The organism is Pseudoxanthomonas sp. (genome assembly GCF_051953815.1).
Classification (GTDB): domain Bacteria; phylum Pseudomonadota; class Gammaproteobacteria; order Xanthomonadales; family Xanthomonadaceae; genus Pseudoxanthomonas_A.
Window position 1 is genome coordinate 1 of record NZ_JBQCIJ010000040.1, and the last position, 17,397, is coordinate 17,397.

At 69.2% G+C, this 17,397-nt stretch carries 14 protein-coding genes; 8 read left to right on the plus strand and 6 right to left on the minus strand.

Annotation, left to right across the window (positions count from 1 at the left end):
* Window positions 1-808: proline--tRNA ligase (gene proS, locus ACTHN1_RS12360; RefSeq protein ID WP_440471243.1), on the minus strand; the 808-nt coding region annotated here is incomplete at its 3' end.
* A 139-nt stretch (window positions 809-947) separates the two neighbouring features.
* Window positions 948-1,385, minus strand: coding sequence for a DUF4124 domain-containing protein (locus tag ACTHN1_RS12365; protein ID WP_440471244.1), 438 nt, complete (start codon window positions 1,383-1,385; stop codon window positions 948-950).
* Between the two features lie 55 nt (window positions 1,386-1,440).
* On the opposite strand from ACTHN1_RS12365, the gene pssA reads away from it, so the two are divergent.
* Genes pssA through rimI form a run of 3 tightly spaced genes read left to right on the plus strand, consistent with a single transcriptional unit; the run spans window position 1,441 to window position 3,187 of the window.
* Window positions 1,441-2,220, plus strand: coding sequence for a CDP-diacylglycerol--serine O-phosphatidyltransferase (gene pssA / locus ACTHN1_RS12370; protein WP_440471245.1), 780 nt, complete (start codon window positions 1,441-1,443; stop codon window positions 2,218-2,220).
* Window positions 2,217-2,681, plus strand: coding sequence for a hypothetical protein (locus ACTHN1_RS12375; RefSeq protein ID WP_440471246.1), 465 nt, complete (start codon window positions 2,217-2,219; stop codon window positions 2,679-2,681). Before pssA ends, ACTHN1_RS12375 begins: the two co-directional genes overlap by 4 nt.
* Window positions 2,678-3,187, plus strand: a complete 510-nt coding sequence (gene rimI / locus ACTHN1_RS12380; RefSeq protein ID WP_440471247.1) for a ribosomal protein S18-alanine N-acetyltransferase — start codon at window positions 2,678-2,680, stop codon at window positions 3,185-3,187. The genes ACTHN1_RS12375 and rimI overlap by 4 nt, the downstream gene beginning before the upstream one ends.
* A gap of 105 nt (window positions 3,188-3,292) precedes the next feature.
* Here the strand turns inward: rimI and ACTHN1_RS12385 are convergent, their stop codons facing one another.
* From ACTHN1_RS12385 to ACTHN1_RS12395, 3 genes are all read right to left on the minus strand, one after another.
* On the minus strand, window positions 3,293-6,061 hold the full coding sequence (locus tag ACTHN1_RS12385) for a valine--tRNA ligase (RefSeq protein WP_440471248.1): 2,769 nt from the start codon (window positions 6,059-6,061) through the stop codon (window positions 3,293-3,295).
* A 120-nt stretch (window positions 6,062-6,181) separates the two neighbouring features.
* A complete protein-coding gene (locus tag ACTHN1_RS12390; protein ID WP_440471249.1) occupies window positions 6,182-6,604 on the minus strand; it encodes a DNA polymerase III subunit chi in 423 nt (140 codons plus the stop codon).
* Window positions 6,605-6,700: 96 nt separating this feature from the next.
* A complete protein-coding gene (locus ACTHN1_RS12395) occupies window positions 6,701-8,173 on the minus strand; it encodes a leucyl aminopeptidase (protein WP_440471250.1) in 1,473 nt (490 codons plus the stop codon).
* 127 nt (window positions 8,174-8,300) lie between these two features.
* On the opposite strand from ACTHN1_RS12395, the gene lptF reads away from it, so the two are divergent.
* Together lptF and lptG are read left to right on the plus strand one after the other, a co-directional pair.
* Window positions 8,301-9,380 carry an LPS export ABC transporter permease LptF gene (gene lptF / locus ACTHN1_RS12400; RefSeq protein WP_440471251.1) on the plus strand — a complete coding sequence of 360 codons (1,080 nt, stop codon included), beginning with the start codon at window positions 8,301-8,303 and terminating at the stop codon, window positions 9,378-9,380.
* A complete protein-coding gene (gene lptG / locus ACTHN1_RS12405; protein WP_440471252.1) occupies window positions 9,377-10,477 on the plus strand; it encodes an LPS export ABC transporter permease LptG in 1,101 nt (366 codons plus the stop codon). Before lptF ends, lptG begins: the two co-directional genes overlap by 4 nt.
* Before the next feature lie 312 nt (window positions 10,478-10,789).
* On the opposite strand, the gene ACTHN1_RS12410 is transcribed toward lptG, so the two are convergent.
* Window positions 10,790-11,266, minus strand: a complete 477-nt coding sequence (locus ACTHN1_RS12410) for an RDD family protein (protein WP_440471253.1) — start codon at window positions 11,264-11,266, stop codon at window positions 10,790-10,792.
* A 110-nt stretch (window positions 11,267-11,376) separates the two neighbouring features.
* Between ACTHN1_RS12410 and xerD the strand changes: the two genes are divergently transcribed.
* The 3 genes from xerD to purL all read left to right on the plus strand — a co-directional run bounded on the left by xerD (window position 11,377) and on the right by purL (window position 17,320).
* A complete protein-coding gene (xerD, locus tag ACTHN1_RS12415) occupies window positions 11,377-12,330 on the plus strand; it encodes a site-specific tyrosine recombinase XerD (protein ID WP_440471254.1) in 954 nt (317 codons plus the stop codon).
* 86 nt (window positions 12,331-12,416) lie between these two features.
* Window positions 12,417-13,238 carry a thioredoxin fold domain-containing protein gene (locus ACTHN1_RS12420; RefSeq protein WP_440471255.1) on the plus strand — a complete coding sequence of 274 codons (822 nt, stop codon included), beginning with the start codon at window positions 12,417-12,419 and terminating at the stop codon, window positions 13,236-13,238.
* 170 nt (window positions 13,239-13,408) lie between these two features.
* On the plus strand, window positions 13,409-17,320 hold the full coding sequence (gene purL, locus ACTHN1_RS12425; protein ID WP_440471256.1) for a phosphoribosylformylglycinamidine synthase: 3,912 nt from the start codon (window positions 13,409-13,411) through the stop codon (window positions 17,318-17,320).
* Window positions 17,321-17,397 lie beyond the last annotated feature (77 nt).

Sequence of the window (17,397 nt, forward strand, 5' to 3'; positions counted from 1 at the left end):
CGAGCAGGGCGGCGACGTCCTCGCAGGTCTTCTGGGTCGGCGTGTCGACCTTGCGCATGGCCTCGGTCGCCGCGGGACGCGGACCGGGCGCGAGCGCCTCGGCCAGTTCGACGTTCGCCGCGTAGTCGGAACCGTCCGAGAACACGATCTGGTCCTCGCCCGATTCGGCCAGCACCTGGAACTCGTGCGACGCGCTGCCGCCGATCGCGCCGGTGTCGGCGGCGACCGCGCGGAACCGCAAACCAAGGCGCGCGAAGATGCGGCCGTAGGTGTCGTACATGTTGCGGTATTCGGCCTGCAGCGACGCCTCGTCGAGGTGGAACGAGTAGGCGTCCTTCATCAGGAACTCGCGCGCGCGCATCGCGCCGAAGCGCGGCCGGATCTCGTCGCGGAACTTGGTCTGGATCTGGTAGAAGTTGACCGGCAGCTGCCTGTAGCTGGCCAGTTCGTTGCGGGCGAAGTCGGTGATCACTTCCTCCGCGGTCGGCGCGTAGCAGTAGCCGGCCTCCTTGCGGTCGCGCATCTTCAGCAACTGCGGGCCGAACTTCTGCCAGCGCCCGGTTTCCTCCCACAGCTCCTGCGGCTGGATGGTCGGCATCAGCAGCTCGATCGCGCCGGCGCGGTCCATCTCCTCGCGCACCACCGCTTCGACCTTGCGCAGCACGCGCAGGCCGAGCGGCGACCAGGTGTAGATGCCGGCGCCCAGCCTGCGCAGCATGCCGGCGCGCAGCATCAGCTGGTGGCTGACGATCTCGGCGTCGGCGGGGGTTTCCTTGGTGGTGCGGAGGTGGAATTGCGACAGGCGCATCGAGAGTCGGTTGTTCGGGGGAATGAGCGCTCTATTCTGCCAGCCTTGCGCCATCGGCGCCCGCGCCTGCGCCAGGGCGGGCGAGACGGACGAAGCGGCTGTCAGGGAAGCGCGGTCCCGTCGCCGGGCGGCGGGAGGATCAATTGGCCGGCGCGGTGCAGTAGGCCTTCTCGGCGGCTTCGGCCAGCGCCAGCTGGTTGGCGCGCTGGGTGTCGTCCATCGCCTTGCCCGGCTTGCCGTCCGCACCGGCCTGCGCGACCGGCGCGCTGCCGCGCAGGATTTCCAGGTTCCTGCGTGCGGTGACGCACTGCGGGTTTTCGACCGACTTGCCCTCGGCGGCGTCCGCCTGCGGGATCGGCTCGCCGCGCGGGGCGATGCGGCGGTCCTGGTACTGCTGGCCCGTGGGCGGCTTGTCCGAATAGTGGGTCACGCCCTTGGCGTCCTTCCACTGGTAGACCGGGGCGGCCAGGCAGGGCAGGCTGGCCGCGGCCAGCACCAGTAGAAGACCGGTAGACAGTCGGGGCGAAACGCGCACGGTCGACTCCAGGCGGAAACGGCAGGAACCGGATTGCAGCATCCCCCCGCCGGACTGGCAAGCCGGAGGCGGGGGGGCTTGGGCTAAACTGGGACGCATGGACGAAATCAAGCCGCCGCCGCGCTCCCGCGGCATCTACCTGTTGCCGAACCTGTTCACCACCGCCGGGCTGTTCGCGGGCTTCTACGCGATCATCGCCGCGGCCGACGGGCAGTTCGTCAACGCCGCCATCGCGGTGTTCGTGGCGGGCCTGATGGACGGCATCGACGGCCGGGTCGCCCGCCTGACCGGCACCAGCAGCGCCTTCGGCGTGCAGTACGACTCGCTGGCCGATCTGGTCAGCTTCGGCCTGGCGCCGGCACTGGTGATGTACCACTGGTCGCTGTCGGCGCTGAAGCTGGACAGCGCCGCGATGGGCCGGGTGGGCTGGGCGGTGGCGTTCCTCTACGCCGCCTGCGCCGCGTTGCGGCTGGCCCGTTTCAACACCCAGGTCGGCACTGTGGACAAGCGCTGGTTCGTGGGCCTGGCCAGTCCGGCGGCGGCGGGGCTGATGATGTCCTTCGTCTGGGCCTTCGCCGACGGCAGCCTGGGCTGGAATGGCGATGAACTGCGCTATGTGGCGCTGGCGGTGACCATCGTTGCGGCGCTGCTGATGGTCAGCCGGATCCGTTTCTGGAGTTTCAAGGGCAGCGGTGAAGGCGGCGCGCGCGCGGATCGGGTGCCGTTCGTGGCGCTGTTCCTGGTCGCGGTGGTGATCGCGATCCTGTTCATCGATCTGCCGCGCGTGCTGTTCGCGGTGGGCGTGATCTACGCGCTGTCCGGCCCGGGCTACTGGCTGTGGCAGCGAATGCGCCGCGGCGGCGAGGCGCGGGCGTGAGCCTGGGGCCGCAGGACGCGCCCTGGTCGCCGGAGCAGCAGGGCTGGCTGGCGGCGATGGGCTACACGCTCTGGGTGACCGGAGCGCCGGCCGAGGCGGAAACGGAGGAAACCGGCGTGCGCGCCACCGCGCCGTCCACACCGGCGGCGGCCATGCCGGCCGCGCAACATCCGGCGCACAAACCCGGGCGTGAACCGCCGTCGCGGGTCGCTCCGACGCTGGAATCGCCGGCCGCCAACGAGCGTCCGCGCGCCGCGCCGGCGCGTTCGCGCCCGGCCTCGCGGCTGCCGGATCGCCTGCACTTCGCCTTGATCCGCGCTTCGGGCTGCAATCCCAATGCGGAGGGCGCGGCGGAAATCTTCGCGCAATGGCCGGCGTCGTCCGAACTGCGCGGCAATCCCGCCGCCAAGCGCGCACTGTGGCCGCGGCTGCGTGCATTGCGCAGGTCGTCCACGCAATGAGCGCGGTCAGCGTCGAGCCGGTCACCGCGCCTTCGGCCTCGTTGCGGCCGATGCGCGATGGCGACCTCGACGCGGTGATGGCGATTGAACAGCGCGCCTATCCGTTCCCCTGGACCCGCGGCATCTTCCGCGACTGCCTCAAGGCCGGCTATCCCGCCTGGGTGCTGGTCGAACACGGCCTGGTGATCGGCTACGGCCTGATCAGCGTGGCCGCCGACGAAGCGCACATCCTCAATGTCTGCGTGGCGCCGGAACGGCAGGGGCGGGGGCTGGGGCGGCATCTGCTGCGCGCGCTGGTGAAGCAGGCGCGCGATCTGCGCGCGGGCCGGGTGTTCCTGGAGGTGCGGCCGTCCAATCTCGGCGCGATCCAGCTGTACCACAGCGAGGGCTTCAACGAGATCGGCCGCCGGCCGCGCTACTATCCGGCGCGCGACGGGCGGGAAGACGCGCTGGTGATGGCGATCGAACTGGTCGCCGACGACATCGAGAAGATGCCGCCCCTGTAGGCGGGCGCGAGACTTCTCCTCCCGTCAGCGGATCCCGAGGCATCCCGGCAAGGAGATGCGTGGCGACCCAACCCGCCTTCTCGACGGGCCGGGCCTGTCGTCGCGTCAGAGCTTGGCGCGTTGCTCGCGCAGCGCGGTCAACTGGTGCGTCCATTCGGCCAGGCGCTGGCGCTCCTGCTCGACCACCGCCGCCGGTGCGTTCTGCACGAAAGTCGCGTTGCCCAGCTTGCCGTTGCATTTGCCGATCTCGCCTTCGACGCGCTTGATTTCCTTGTCCAGGCGGCTGCGTTCGGCATCCAGATCGACCAGACCTTCCAGCGGCACCAGCAGCTTCAGCTCGCCAATCACCGCCGCCGCGGACGCGGGCGCGGTGGCATCGGCGGCCAGCCAGTCGATGGCTTCCAGCTTCAGCAGGAAGGACAGCGACGACGCATGGCGCGCCACGCGCGCCCGGTCCTGTTCACCGCCGCCCTGCAGCAGCAGGCGCACGCTGCGTGACGGCGCCACGTTCAGCTCGCTGCGCACGCGGCGCAGCGCGGACACCATGGTCTTCAGCCATTCCACATCGGCTTCGGCCACGTCGAAGTCCTGGCCGGCGAAGTCGGCGGAGGTCGGGTAGGGGCGCAGCGAGACGGTCGCGCCCTGGATGCCCAGGCGCGGCGCCACCTGCTGCCACAGCTCTTCGGTGACGAACGGAATCAGCGGGTGCAGCAGGCGCAGCAGCGTTTCCAGCACCCGCAGGAGGGTGTGCCGGGTACTGTCGGCCGCCGCCGCGTCGCCGCCGTTCAGGGCCGGCTTGGCGAGTTCGACGAACCAGTCGCAGAACTCGTTCCAGGCGAATTCGTACAGCGCCTGCGCCAGCAGATCGAAGCGGTAATTGGCGAAATGGGTTTCGACTTCGGCGGTGACCTTGGCCAGGCGCGCGAGGATCCACTTTTCGGCGTCGGTGACGGGATAGGGGACTGCGTTGCCGGCATCCGCGGTGTTCATCAGCACGAAGCGGCTGGCGTTCCACAGCTTGTTGCAGAAGTTCTTGTAGCCCTCGGCGCGGCCCAGATCGAACTTGATGTCGCGGCCGTGGGTGGCCAGCGCGGCGATGGTGAAGCGCAGCGCGTCGGCGCCGTGCTGGGCGATGCCGTCGGGGAATTCCTTGCGCGTGGCCTTTTCGATTTTCTCGGCCATCTTCGGCTGCATCAGCCCGCGGGTGCGCTTGGCGACCAGATCCTCCAGCGAGATGCCGTCGATGATGTCGAGCGGATCCAGCACGTTGCCCTTGGTCTTGGACATCTTCTGGCCGTCCTTGTCGCGGATCAGGCCGGTGATGTAGACGTCCCTGAAGGGCACTTGGCCGGTGAAATGATCGGTCGCCATGATCATGCGCGCGACCCAGAAGAAGATGATGTCGAAGCCGGTGATCAGCACCGAGGAGGGCAGGTAGCGGTCGTAGCCGCGCGCCGCCATCGCCTCCGGCTCCGGCCAGCCCAGGGTGCTGAACGGCCACAGCTGCGAGGAGAACCAGGTTTCCAGCACGTCGCTGTCCTGGGTCAGCGCCACGTCGGCGGACAGGCCGTGCTTCGCGCGCGCCTCGGCCTCGTCGCGGCCGACGTAGCAACGGCCTTCGGCGTCGAACCAGGCCGGGATGCGATGACCCCACCAGAGCTGGCGGCTGATGCACCAGTCCTGGATGTTCTCCATCCAGTGGCGGTAGGTGTTGATCCAGTTCGGGGGCACGAACTTCACGTTGCCGTTCTCGACCAGTTCCAGGCCGCGACGGGCCAGCCCGTCCATCTTCACGAACCACTGGTCGGTCAGGTAGGGCTCGATCACCTGGCCGGTGCGATCGCCGCGCGGCACCTGCAGCTTGTGCGGCTTGGTCTCCACCAGCAGGCCGGCTTCCTCCAGATCCGCCAGCACCGCCTTGCGCGCCTCGTAACGGTCCAGCCCACGGTACTTTTCCGGGGCGTTGTCGTTGATGGCGGCGGTCGGGGTGAACAGGTTGATCAGCGGCAGGTCGTGGCGCACGCCGACCTGGTAGTCGTTGAAGTCGTGCGCGGGGGTGACCTTGACCACGCCGGTGCCGAATTCGCGATCCACGTAGTCGTCGGCGATCACCGGAATCTCGCGATCGGTCAGCGGCAGTTTCACCCGCTGGCCGATCAGGTGCGCGTAGCGCTCGTCCTCCGGATGCACCATCACCGCGACGTCGCCGAGCATGGTCTCGGGGCGGGTGGTCGCCACGGTCAGACTGCCGCTGCCGTCGGCCAGTGGATAGGCGATCGACCACAGGAAACCGTCTTCCTCGACGTTCTCCACTTCCAGATCCGAGATCGCGGTCTTCAGCACGGGGTCCCAGTTGACCAGGCGCTGGCCACGGTAGATCTGGCCCTGCTCGTGCCAGCGCACGAACGCCTCGATCACCGCGCGCGAAGGTTCCGGATCCATGGTGAAGGTGCTGCGCGACCAGTCGCCCGAGGTGCCCAGGCGGCGCATCTGCCGCTCGATGATGTCGCCGGATTCGGCCTTCCATTCCCAGACCTTGCCGATGAAACCCTCGCGACCGAGGCCGTCGCGGGTCAGGTTCTCCTGGCTGAGGTTGCGCGCCACCACCATTTCGGTGGCGATGCCGGCATGGTCGGTGCCGACCTGCCACAGCGTGTCGAAGCCGCGCATGCGGTGGTAGCGGATCAGCGCGTCCATCAGGGTCTGCTGGAACGCATGGCCCATGTGCAGCGTGCCGGTGACGTTCGGCGGCGGAAGCAGGATCGTGTACGGCTCGCCCTCGCCGCGCGGCTTGAAGTGGCCGGCGCCTTCCCACTCGGCGTACAGGCGGGATTCGAAGGTCTTGGGATCGTAGCTGGAGGCGAGGTCGGTCATTGGGTGTCGGGTTGCAGGAGTTGACCCCCTTCGCCGTGCGAGGAGGGTTGCGGAGAGACGAACGCTCGCCCCATCCGCCCTTCGGGCAGCTTCCCCCGCAAGCGGGGGAAGGAAACATCGTTACATGTCGTACTTGTTCACGTCGAAGCCGCGCGCCTTGTACTGCTTCCAGCGTTCGCGCAGCGGATCACGCGCGGCCGGATCGGCGGGGACCACTTCCAGCACGCGGTCGCAGGCGCCGGTGTAGGCATCGTCGCGCAGGTTGATGACCAGCGCGCGCGCGGGCGCGTCGACATCGGGCGTGGCGATCAGCACCGGCGTCAGATCGTCTTCCTCGTCGGTGCCGGCGACCTGGTGCGGGATGTAGGCCTCCTCGTCGAACGCCCACAGCAGTTCATCCAGCGCTTCGGCCTGCTCGGCGTCGCGCGCGAGGATCAACGTCCAGTGATTGCCGTCGTAGGCCTTGCGCGCCAGTTCGCACACCAGCCGCAACGGCTCCTCCAGGAACCGTGGCTTGGCAATGAGGTAGAAATCGGCGCGCATGGGATTCGGGCTTGGGAATGGGGAATGGGCGATTCGTAAAGGTTAGGAACCGGGATTCATGCCCGATATGGGGGCACGAATCCCGACACCCGAATCTCAGTTCCCGACCCGGTCCAGCAGCCACTGCGTCAGCAGGCCGACCGGGCGGCCGGTGGCCATGCCGCGCTTGCCTTCGTCGTTGGCGACGCCGGCGATGTCCAGGTGCGCCCAGCGCTGGCCTTCGGTGAAGCGCGCCAGGAAGCAGCCGGCGGTGATCGCGCCGGCCCAGCGGCCGCCGATGTTGTAGACGTCGGCGAAGGTGGAATCCAGCTGGGTCTGGTACTCGTCCCACAGCGGCAGGCGCCAGGCGCGGTCGAACACCTGCTCGCCGGCGGCCAGCAGTTCGTTGGACAGGTCGTCGTGCTTGCTCATCAGGCCGGTGGCGTAGCGGCCCAGGGCGACGATGCAGGCGCCGGTCAGGGTGGCGGCGTCGACCAGCGCCTGCGGCTCGAAGCGCTGCGCGTAGGTCAGCGCGTCGCACAGGATCAGGCGGCCCTCGGCGTCGGTGTTGCCGACCTCGATGGTCTTGCCGGACATGCTGGTGATGACGTCGGACGGGCGGTAGGCGTTGCCGTCGATGGCGTTTTCCACCGCCGGCACGATCACCACCAGGTTCAGCGGCAGCTGCATCTTCACCGCGGCCACGAAGGCGCCGATGACGCTGCCGGCGCCGAGCATGTCGTACTTCATCTCCTCGATGCCGCCCTGGGTCTTCAGGTTGACGCCGCCGGTATCGAAGGTGATGCCCTTGCCGACCAGCACGTAGGGCTTGGCGTCGCCGCCGTTGTTCCACTTCAGCACGATCAGGCGCGGACGGTTGGCCGAGCCGCGGGCCACCGCCAGCAGCGAGCCCATGCCCAGGGTTTCCATCTGCGTTTCGTCCAGCACTTCGCATTCGGCGCCGTGGTCGGTGGCGAACTTCTGCGACTGCTCGGCCAGGTAGGCGGGGTTGCAGATGTTCGGCGGCAGGTTGCCCAGCTCGCGGGTGAACTGCACGCCGGCGGCGATCGCCACGCCCTGCGCCAGCGCCTGCGCGTCGTCGCCGGAAACGGCGAAGCGGGCCAGGCCCGGATCGTCGTTCTTCTTCTTGCCCAGGGTCGCGGTGTAGCGGTAGCAGGCGTGGTCGGCGGCGATCACCGCCTGGCGGATCTTCCAGGCGGCGTCGCGATCCTTGACCTCGACCTCGGACAGGGTGAACAGCGCGCTGGCCGAGGGGCCGGTCTTGAGCGTGCGGGCGGCGTCGCCGACCGCCTTCAGGTACTGCGGAACCCCGAACTTGGCGGTTTCGCCCAGGCCGATCACCAGCACGCGCGGCGCGGTGACGCCCGGCAGGTCGTGCAGGAGCGCGGTCCGGCCGGTCTTGCCGCTGACGTCCCCGCGGGCGATCAGCGCCGCCAGCCGGCCGCCGCTGGCGGCGTCGATGGCCTGCGCGGCCGGGGTCAGGGTCTTGTCGGCGTAGGCGCCAACCACCACGCAATCGACGCCGGCGCTGGCCGGGGCGTCATGGTTCAGGGTGAATTCCAGGGTCATTGAGCAGATTCCATGGCCAGTTCCGTACAATCGCGGGTCCTGTCGAAGGGCGGGCTTCCCGTGCGGAAGCGCGAGACCGCCGTCTGCCGACGCCAGCGAACGAACCCCGGATTGTAAAACAAGCACGATGCCGAAGCTGGACCGCTACCTGTTCCGCGAATTCACCCAGAGCTTTCTGGCCACCCTGATCATCCTGCTGATGGTCAGCGTGGGCGGCGTCATGGCCGACATCCTGGGCAAGGTGGCCGACGGCAAGGTGCCGGCCCGCCTGCTGCTGTCCCAGTTGGGCCTGCAGTTCCTGGGCTATCTGCCCTACATCCTGCCGCTGGCGCTGATGCTCGGCCTGCTGCTGGCCTTTTCCCGCCTGTACCGGGACTCGGAAATGGCGGTCCTCACCGGTACCGGGGTCGGTCCGCGCCGCCTGCTCAGGCCGCTGCTGATGGTGGTCGTGCCGGTGGTGGTCGCGGTCGGCCTGTGCTCGCTCTGGCTGGGGCCGTGGGCCAAGCGCACCGCCGAGAACATGCTCGACCAGGCCAACCGCAGCCTGGTCGTGTCGGGCCTGGAGGCGGGCAAGTTCACCGTGCTGTCGAACGGCACGGTGGTGTACGTCAGCGGGATCTCCGCGGACGGCACCACCCTGGACCGGGTGTTCATGCATCGGCAGAAGGATGATCGCCTGGATGTGGTGACCGCCCAGCACGGGCAGATGTTCTTCGAGGGCCAGAAGAAGCGTTATCTGCGCCTGACCGACGGTTTCCGGGTCGAGGGGCCGGCCGGGGAGGGCCTGGACTATCGCCTGATGCGCTATGCCAGCAATGAATCGGCGCTGCCGGACCGCACCGACACCCTGGACCAGAACGATCCCGAAGTGCTCTCCACGCCCGCGCTGCTGGCCGATGAACGCCCGGGGGCCAATGCCCAGCTACATGCCCGGCTGACCCCGCCGCTGCTGGCGCTGGCGTTCGCCCTGCTGACCCTGCCGCTGTCGCGCAGCTCGCCGCGGCAGGCCCGCTACGGCCGGGTGATGCTGGGCTTCCTGGGCTATCTGGTCGGCGTCAGCCTGATGTTCAACGGCACCCAGATGCTCGCCGACGGCAAGCTGCCGGGCTTGGTCGGCCTGTGGTGGCTGACCCTGCCGCTGCTGGCGGCGGCCGTCTGGTTCTACCTGCGCGACGGCAAGCTCGGCCGGCCGAGGGCGCGCGCATGAGGCTGCGTCCGAACCTGCATGACCTGTACGTCGGCCGGGTGGTGCTGGCGACGGTGCTGCTGACCTGGGCGGTGCTGGTCGGCCTGGACGTGGTGATGGCGCTGTCCAACGAGGTCAGCGACATCGGCAAGGGCAACTACAGTTTCGGCCACGCGGTCGCCTGGGTCGCCTATACGGTGCCACGGCGGGCCTACACGATGTTCCCGACCGCCGCGGTGATCGGCGCGCTGATGGGGCTGGGCCAACTGGCGGCCAGCTCGGAATTGACCGCGCTGCGCGCGCTGGGCCTGTCGCGCCGGCGCCTGAGCATCTCGGTGGCGGCCGCGCTGGGCCTGCTGACCGCGCTGATGGTGTTCAGCGGCGAGACCCTGGGCCCCTGGGGCCAGAGCCAGGCCGACGTGCTGAAGAACAGCGCCCGCAGCGGCGACGTGGCGGTGGATCGCTTCTATGGCCTATGGGCGCGCGAAGGCAACACGTTCATGTACGCGCAGAGCGGCGAGGAACGCGAGGAAAGCGGACGCAACTGGCTGCAGCTGCACGACGTCCGCCTGTACGAACTGGCGCCGGATGGACGCCTGGCCTCGATCGCGCACGCGGCGACCGCCGAACACCTGGACGGGCACTGGTTGCTGAAAAACGTACGCCGCACCACGTTCCACGCGCGTTCGGTGACCCAGCAGCAGGTGCTGGGCGAACGCTGGGAATCCAAGCTCGACGCCGCCGTGCTGTCGTCGGGCCTGACCAAGGCGCGCAACCTGCCGACCCGCGAACTGGGCCAGAACATCGATTACCGCAAGCGCAACGGGCTGGATGCGCGCGAGTACGAGGATCTGTACTGGAGCCGCTGGTTCTATCCGCTCAACGTGCTGGCGCTGTGCCTGGCGGCGATTCCGTTCGCGTTCGGCAGCCTGCGCAGCGGCGGCATGGGCAAACGCCTGTTCCTGGGCATCATCTTCGCGGTCAGCTTCTGGGCGCTGCAGCTGCAGTTCGTGCGCCTGGCCAGCGCGTTCCACCTGGATTTCCGCATCGCCTACGCGATGCCGCCGATCCTGCTGCTGGCGGTGTCGGCCTGGATGTTCCGACGGCGCAGCGCTTAGCGTCGCGTCGCGCCCGATCCACCGGCGCGGAGTATCGAGCGCGCCGCAGCGTGCCGTTGAAAGGGAGGGTCAGCGCTTCTGCTTCGGCAGGCGGATCATCCGCGTTCCAGTCAGGCGGTCGCGCCGCGCCCCGACCCATCCAGCGGTGCGGGGTATCGAACGCGCCGCAGCGCGCCGTTGAAAGGACGGGACAGCGCTTCTGCTTCGGCAGGCGGATCATGCGTGTTCCGCTCAGGCGGTCGTGCCGCGCCCCGACCCATCCAGCGGTGCGGGGGTATCGAACGCGCCGCAGCCCGCCGTTGAAAGGATGGGTCAGCGCTTCTGCTTCGGCAGGCGGATCATCCGTGTTCCACTCAAGCGGTCGTGCCACGTCAACCGCTCCCGGTCCACCCACGCCCACCAGAACCCCAGTCCCACCAACGCCAGCGACAAGGTGGCGACACCGAAGCGCAGCCACAGCGCGCGCGTCGATGGCGCGCCGCCCTGCGCGGCCACCACCTTCAACCGCCACGGGCGCATGCCCAGGGTCTGTCCGCCACGCGCCCAGCTGAGGGTGGCGTACAGACCGGCCACGCCCCAGCAGCACAGCCAGAGCAGGAGCTGCAGCGGGCTGTAAGGCGCGATGTTCTCGCGTGCGGCGTGGTGGCCCAGGAAGGTGTAGCCGAGGGTGAAGGCCAGCGAGATCAGCATCCACAGCGCCAGCACCGGCCACACGTCGTAGAGCAGCGCCAGCAGGCGCCAGCCGATCAGGGCGCGGGGTTTTTCGGCGGATGCGACGGGTGCGGTCATCGCAAAAGGATAGCGCGCCGCGCCCGCACGCGTGGCCGCGAGCGCCGGCGGAGCGGGGCATTTCGCGCGCCGGCATGCGGGCTTTCACCGATCTGCCCTAAGCTTGCGCGATGACTGTCCGTACGCCCGCCGAACGCCGCCAGCAGGCGCAGGCCATGCCGCCCGTTCCCGATGCCGATGCCGGCGTGATCGCGTCATTCCTGGACGCCACCTGGGCCGAGAGCGGACTGGCGCGACCGTCGCTGGACAGCTATCGACGGGATCTGGAAGGGTTCGCGCGCTGGCGCAACGGCGCGCACGGCGGCCTGGCCCGTGCCGACCGCGCGGCCCTGTTCGACTATTTCGCCTGGCGCACCCGCGAGGGTTATTCGCCGCGCAGCAACGCGCGGCTGCTGTCGTCGCTGCGGGCTTTCTTCGCCTACCGGCTGCGCCGCGGGGATCGCACCGATGATCCGACCGCGTTGCTGGATCCGCCCAAGCTGCCGCGTTCATTGCCCAAGGCGCTGGCCGAGTCGGAAATCGATGCGCTGCTGGCGGCGCCGCTGACAGACACCCCCGAGGGCCTGCGCGATCGCGCGATGCTGGAACTGATGTACGCCGCCGGCCTGCGCGTCAGCGAGCTGGTCAACCTGCCGGCGACCGCGGTCAACCTGCGCCAGGGGGTGATCCGGGTGACCGGCAAGGGCAGCAAGGAGCGGCTGGTGCCGCTGGGCGAGGAATCCCAGCACTGGCTGGAGACCTATCTGGCCCAGGCCCGGCCCGCGCTGGCCAACAAGCGCAGCCTGGTGGCGCTGTTCCTGACCCCGCAGGGCGAAGCGCCGTCGCGCCAGCAATTCTGGACCCTGGTCAAACGTTACGCGGCGGCGGCGGGCATCGATCCGGTCCGGATCAGTCCGCACGGCCTGCGCCACAGCTTCGCCACCCATCTGTTGAACCGGGGCGCGGACCTGCGCGCGCTGCAACTGCTGCTCGGCCACAGTTCCCTGTCGACCACCCAGATCTACACGTTGGTCGCACGCGAACATCTCAAGCAGTTGCACGGCAAGCACCATCCGCGGGCTTGACCCGGTTAATCGAACCGAGGCGGCGCTGTGCGAGAATCGACGGAATCCCGACTGGCCGCCTGCGGCGGAATGAACACGAAATGCCGATGACCCGCCTTCTCTTCGCCGCGCTGCTGGGCGCGCTCAGCCTGACCGCCTGCGCGCAGGCCCCGCAGGCGCCCGGCGCCGACGCCAAGGCCGCGCCAGCCGCTTCCGCCACCACCACGGGCGGCAGCGCCACCGATGCCAAGGTGCGCGAGGCGATCAAGCGCCTCAATCCGCAGATCAGCATCGAATACATCGGCGTCGCGCCGCTGCCCGGTTTCCGCGAGGTGATCGCCGGCGGCCAGCTGGTCTACATCAGCGACGACGGCCGTTACCTGGTGCAGGGCGCGGTGGTCGATCTGCAGGGCGGCAACCGCGAACTGATGAAGGGCAGCGCGGCGATGGCGCGCTACCGCTCCGAGCTGATCAAGTCGGTGCCGCATGCCGATCGCATCGTGTTCTCGCCGCCGAACGCCAAGTACACCATCAGCGTGTTCACCGACATCGAATGCGGCTACTGCCGCAAGCTGCACAGCGAAATCGCCGAGATCAACCGGCAGGGCATCGCGGTGGAGTACCTCGCGTTCCCGCGCATGGGACTGGGCAGCCAGGACCATAAGGACATGATCTCGGTCTGGTGCGCCAGCGATCGCAAGAAGGCGCTGACCGAAGCCAAGTCCGGCCGCCCGGTGCAGTCGCGCGACTGCACCAACCCGGTGACCATGGAATACAACATCGGCCAGCGGGTCGGCGTGGACGGTACTCCGGCGATCTTCGCCGCCGACGGCACCCAGCTGGGCGGCTACCTGCCGCCGGCGGCGCTGCGCAAGGCGCTGGACGATCTGGCCGCCGAGCAGGCCAAGCAGGCCGGCGGCGCGCCCTGACAGACCCGCCGGACAGGCCGGTCCCGTCGCCGGGGCCGGCCTTTTTTCATGCCTGCGGCCCGGCCGGCGGGGCGTGAGCCGGGCCTCCAGCCCCGGTACCGGGCCCGGGGACCCGGCCTCCGTTACAATAGCGGGCCCCGTCCTGACGGCACGCTCCCACGGTTCCGGACATGATCGTCCTCGAAGGCCAGCCGGCCTTGTCGCAATTCCGCCGCGCGCGGCTCGAAAGCAAGCTCCAGTCCCTGGTCCCCGAAGTCCGCATCCGCGGCGCCTGGTACGTCTATTTCATCGACGCCGATGCATCGGCCAAGCTCGACCAGGACACCCTGTGCCGCATCCTGCAGGCGCACGGGCAACCCGAACCGCTGGCCGCCGACGGTGTTTCCCGGTTCGTGGTGCCGCGCCTGGGCACGCTGTCGCCGTGGGCCAGCAAGGCCACCGAACTGCTGCGCGGCGCGGGCCTGGATCTGCACCGGGTCGAACGCGGGGTGCGCATCGACCTGGAAGGCTGGAACGACGATCTGCCCGCGCTGGCCAAGGCGCTGCACGACCCGATGACCCAGTCGCTGCTGACCACGCGCGAGCAGGCCGCCGCGCTGTTCACCGCGCCGGCGCGGGGCGAGCTCGAGCGCATCGCGCCGGCGGACCTGGAGCGCGCCAACGCGCGGCTCGGCCTGGCCCTGGCCGACGATGAAATCGCCTACCTGCGCGAGCGTTACCAGGAACTCGGCCGGAATCCGTCCGACGTCGAACTGATGATGTTCGCGCAGGCCAACTCCGAGCACTGCCGGCACAAGATCTTCAACGCCTCCTGGACCATCGACGGCAAGGAGATGCTGGTCAACGGCGGCCCGCAGTCGCTGTTCCGGATGATCAAGCACACCCACGCGCAGACCCCGCAGTACACGCTGTCGGCCTATCGCGACAACGCGGCGGTGGTGGAAGGCTATCCGGCCGCGCGCTTCCGTCCCGACGCGCAGGGCCGCTACCAGGTCGAGGCGACCCTGGATTCGGCCTTTTGCATCAAGGTCGAGACCCATAACCATCCCACCGCGATCGCGCCGTTCCCCGGCGCCAGCACCGGCGCCGGCGGCGAGATCCGCGACGAAGGCGCGACCGGCCGCGGCGGCAAGCCCAAGGCCGGCCTGACCGGTTTCAGCGTTTCCCATCTGCGCATCCCGACCCTGCCGCGGCCCTGGGAAGCCGAGCGCGCGCTCAATCCGCGCATGGCCCCGGCGCTGGAAATCATGCTGGAGGGCCCGCTGGGCGGCGCCGCCTTCAACAACGAGTTCGGCCGGCCCAACCTGCTGGGCTACTTCCGCAGCTTCGAACTGGCGCAGGGCGACGCGCTGGCGCGCGCCTACGACAAGCCGATCATGCTGGCCGGCGGGCTGGGCGCGATCGATCGCGACCAGGTGCAGAAAAAGACCCTCTCGCCCGGCGATGCGGTGATCGTGCTGGGCGGTCCGGCCATGCTGATCGGCCTGGGTGGCGGCGCGGCCAGTTCGGTGGCCTCCGGCGAGAGCGCCGAGGACCTGGATTTCGCCAGCGTGCAGCGCGACAACCCGGAAATGGAAAGGCGCTGCCAGGAAGTCATCGACCGCTGCGTGGCGATGGGCGAGGACAATCCGATCCTGTGGTTCCATGACGTCGGCGCGGGCGGATTGTCCAACGCCATTCCGGAACTGCTGCACGACTCGGGCGTGGGCGGCGTGATCGATCTGGGCAAGGTGCCCACCGACGATCCTTCGCTGTCGCCGATGCAGCTGTGGTGCAATGAATCGCAGGAACGCTACGTGCTGGGCATACCGCAGGCGCGCCTGGCCGAGTTCGCCGCGCTGTGCGAGCGCGAGCGCTGCCCGTTCGCCGCGGTGGGCGTGGCGACCGCGGAAGAGCGTCTGGTGGTGGCGTATGGCGCCACCCCGGGTTCGATTCCGGCGGATGCGCCGATCGATCTGCCGATGGACGTGCTGTTCGGCAAGCCGCCGAAGATGCACCGCGATACCCACCATCCCGCGCCCGCGCCATGGCCGGCGCTGGATACCGCGAAACTCGATCTCCACGAGGCCGGCCTGCGCGTGCTCGCGCATCCGACCGTCGCGGCCAAGCAGTTCCTGATCACCATCGGCGACCGCAGCGTCGGTGGCCTGACCGCGCGCGAACAGCTGGTCGGCCCGTGGCAGATGCCGGTGGCCGATTGCGCCATCACCCTTTCGGATTACAGCCGCTTCAGCGGCGAAGCCATGGCGATCGGCGAGCGCACGCCGTTGGCGCTGCTGGACGCCGCCGCCGCCGCGCGCATGGCGGTGGGCGAGGCGATCACCAATCTCTGCGCCGCGCCGATCGAGTCGCTGGATCGGATCAAACTGTCCGCCAACTGGATGGCCGCCGCGGGCCACGACGGCGAGGACGCGCTGCTGTTCGACGCGGTGCGCGCGATCGGCATGGAGCTGTGCCCCGAGATCGATATCAGCATCCCGGTCGGCAAGGATTCCCTGTCGATGCAGGCGCAGTGGCAGGACGAGGACGGCGCGCGCAAGTCGGTGTCGCCGGTCTCGCTGGTGATCAGCGCGTTCGCGCCGGTGCTCGACGTGCGTGGCCAGCTCACCCCGCTGCTGCGGCGCGAGGAGGCCAGCGAGCTGTGGCTGATCGGCCTGGGCGCGGGCAAGAAGCGCCTGGGCGGTTCGGTGCTGGCGCAGGTCCATCCCGAAGCCGGTGGCCGCGACGGCCTGCCGGCGTTCGCCGGTGACGATGCCGACGACGGCGTGCCGGATCTCGACGATCCGCAGCGCCTGCGCGATTTCTTCGCGCTGGTCCGCGATGCGCGCGAAGCCGGGCTGCTGCTGGCCTATCACGATCGTGGCGACGGCGGCGCCTTCGCCACACTGTGCGAGATGGCGTTCACCTCGCACCTGGGCCTGGACATCAACCTCGACGGCTGGGGCGACGATCCGTTCCGCACCCTGTTCGCCGAGGAACTCGGCGCGGTGGTGCAGGTGGCCGACGAGGACCGCGCCGCGTTCGCGGATCTGATCGAGCGCCATGCCTTGACCGAATGCGCGCAGCGCATCGCCCGTCCGACCACCGCGCCGGTGATCCGCGTCCATCAGGACGGCGAGACCCTGAGCGAGTGGCGCTGGGAAGCGCTGTTCGACGCGTGGTGGTCGGTGACCCACGCGATGCAGAAGTTGCGCGACAACCCGGAAGCCGCCGACCAGGAGCGCGACAACGCGCGCCAGTTCGGCGGCGCCGGTCTGAAGCCGAAGCTGAGCTTCGATCCGGCCGAGGACGTGGCCGCGCCGTTCATCGCCACCGGTGCGCGTCCGAAGGTGGCGATCCTGCGCGAGCAGGGCGTCAACGGACAGATTGAAATGGCCTCGGCGTTCGATCGCGCCGGCTTCGAGGCCTACGACGTGCACATGAGCGACCTGATCGCCGGCCGCGTCTCGCTGGCCGACTTCAAGGGCTTCGCCGCCTGCGGCGGTTTCAGCTACGGCGACGTGCTGGGCGCCGGTCGTGGCTGGGCCACGTCCGTCCTGGAACGCAGCGCGCTGCGCGAGGCCTTCGCCACGTTCTTCGCGCGCGGCGATACCTTCTCGCTGGGCGTGTGCAACGGCTGCCAGATGCTGAGCCAGCTCAAGGACATCATTCCGGGCGCGACCCACTGGCCGCGTTTCCTGCGCAACCGCAGCGAACAGTTCGAGGCCCGCACCTCGCTGCTGGAAGTGCTGGAGTCGCCCTCGGTGTTCTTCCGCGGAATGGCCGGTTCGCGTATTCCGGTCGCGGTGGCGCACGGGGAAGGCCGCGCCGAGTTCGACAGCGGTGTCGACCAGGCCGCCGCGCGGGTCGCGTTGCGCTACATCGACGGCGACGGGCAGGTGGCCACGCAGTACCCGCTCAACCCGAACGGTTCGCCCGACGGCATCACCGGCCTGACCAGCGACGACGGCCGCTCCACCATCCTGATGCCGCACCCGGAGCGCACCCCGCGCAGCGTCAACCTGAGCTGGGCGCCGGCCGACTGGCCGGAAGATTCGCCGTGGCTGCGGATGTTCCGCAACGCGCGGGTCTGGGTGGGCTGAGATCCCGCAATATCCGTCCTGTACATTGCGATGCGGAAAGGCGGCGCTTCGGCGCCGCTTTTTTTTGTCCGGCGCAG

What these genes read in the sequence shown, in the direction of transcription:
- xerD (WP_440471254.1), top strand. Translation starts at nt 11,377, where the DNA reads ATGACTGTCCGTACGCCCGCCGAACGCCGCCAGCAGGCGCAGGCCATG.
- purL (WP_440471256.1), top strand. Translation starts at nt 13,409, where the DNA reads ATGATCGTCCTCGAAGGCCAGCCGGCCTTGTCGCAATTCCGCCGCGCG.
- ACTHN1_RS12385 (WP_440471248.1), bottom strand. Translation starts at nt 6,061, where the DNA reads ATGACCGACCTCGCCTCCAGCTACGATCCCAAGACCTTCGAATCCCGC.
- ACTHN1_RS12395 (WP_440471250.1), bottom strand. Translation starts at nt 8,173, where the DNA reads ATGACCCTGGAATTCACCCTGAACCATGACGCCCCGGCCAGCGCCGGC.
- lptF (WP_440471251.1), top strand. Translation starts at nt 8,301, where the DNA reads ATGCCGAAGCTGGACCGCTACCTGTTCCGCGAATTCACCCAGAGCTTT.
- pssA (WP_440471245.1), top strand. Translation starts at nt 1,441, where the DNA reads ATGGACGAAATCAAGCCGCCGCCGCGCTCCCGCGGCATCTACCTGTTG.
- ACTHN1_RS12390 (WP_440471249.1), bottom strand. Translation starts at nt 6,604, where the DNA reads ATGCGCGCCGATTTCTACCTCATTGCCAAGCCACGGTTCCTGGAGGAG.
- rimI (WP_440471247.1), top strand. Translation starts at nt 2,678, where the DNA reads ATGAGCGCGGTCAGCGTCGAGCCGGTCACCGCGCCTTCGGCCTCGTTG.
- lptG (WP_440471252.1), top strand. Translation starts at nt 9,377, where the DNA reads ATGAGGCTGCGTCCGAACCTGCATGACCTGTACGTCGGCCGGGTGGTG.
- ACTHN1_RS12365 (WP_440471244.1), bottom strand. Translation starts at nt 1,385, where the DNA reads ATGCTGCAATCCGGTTCCTGCCGTTTCCGCCTGGAGTCGACCGTGCGC.
- ACTHN1_RS12420 (WP_440471255.1), top strand. Translation starts at nt 12,417, where the DNA reads ATGACCCGCCTTCTCTTCGCCGCGCTGCTGGGCGCGCTCAGCCTGACC.
- ACTHN1_RS12410 (WP_440471253.1), bottom strand. Translation starts at nt 11,266, where the DNA reads ATGACCGCACCCGTCGCATCCGCCGAAAAACCCCGCGCCCTGATCGGC.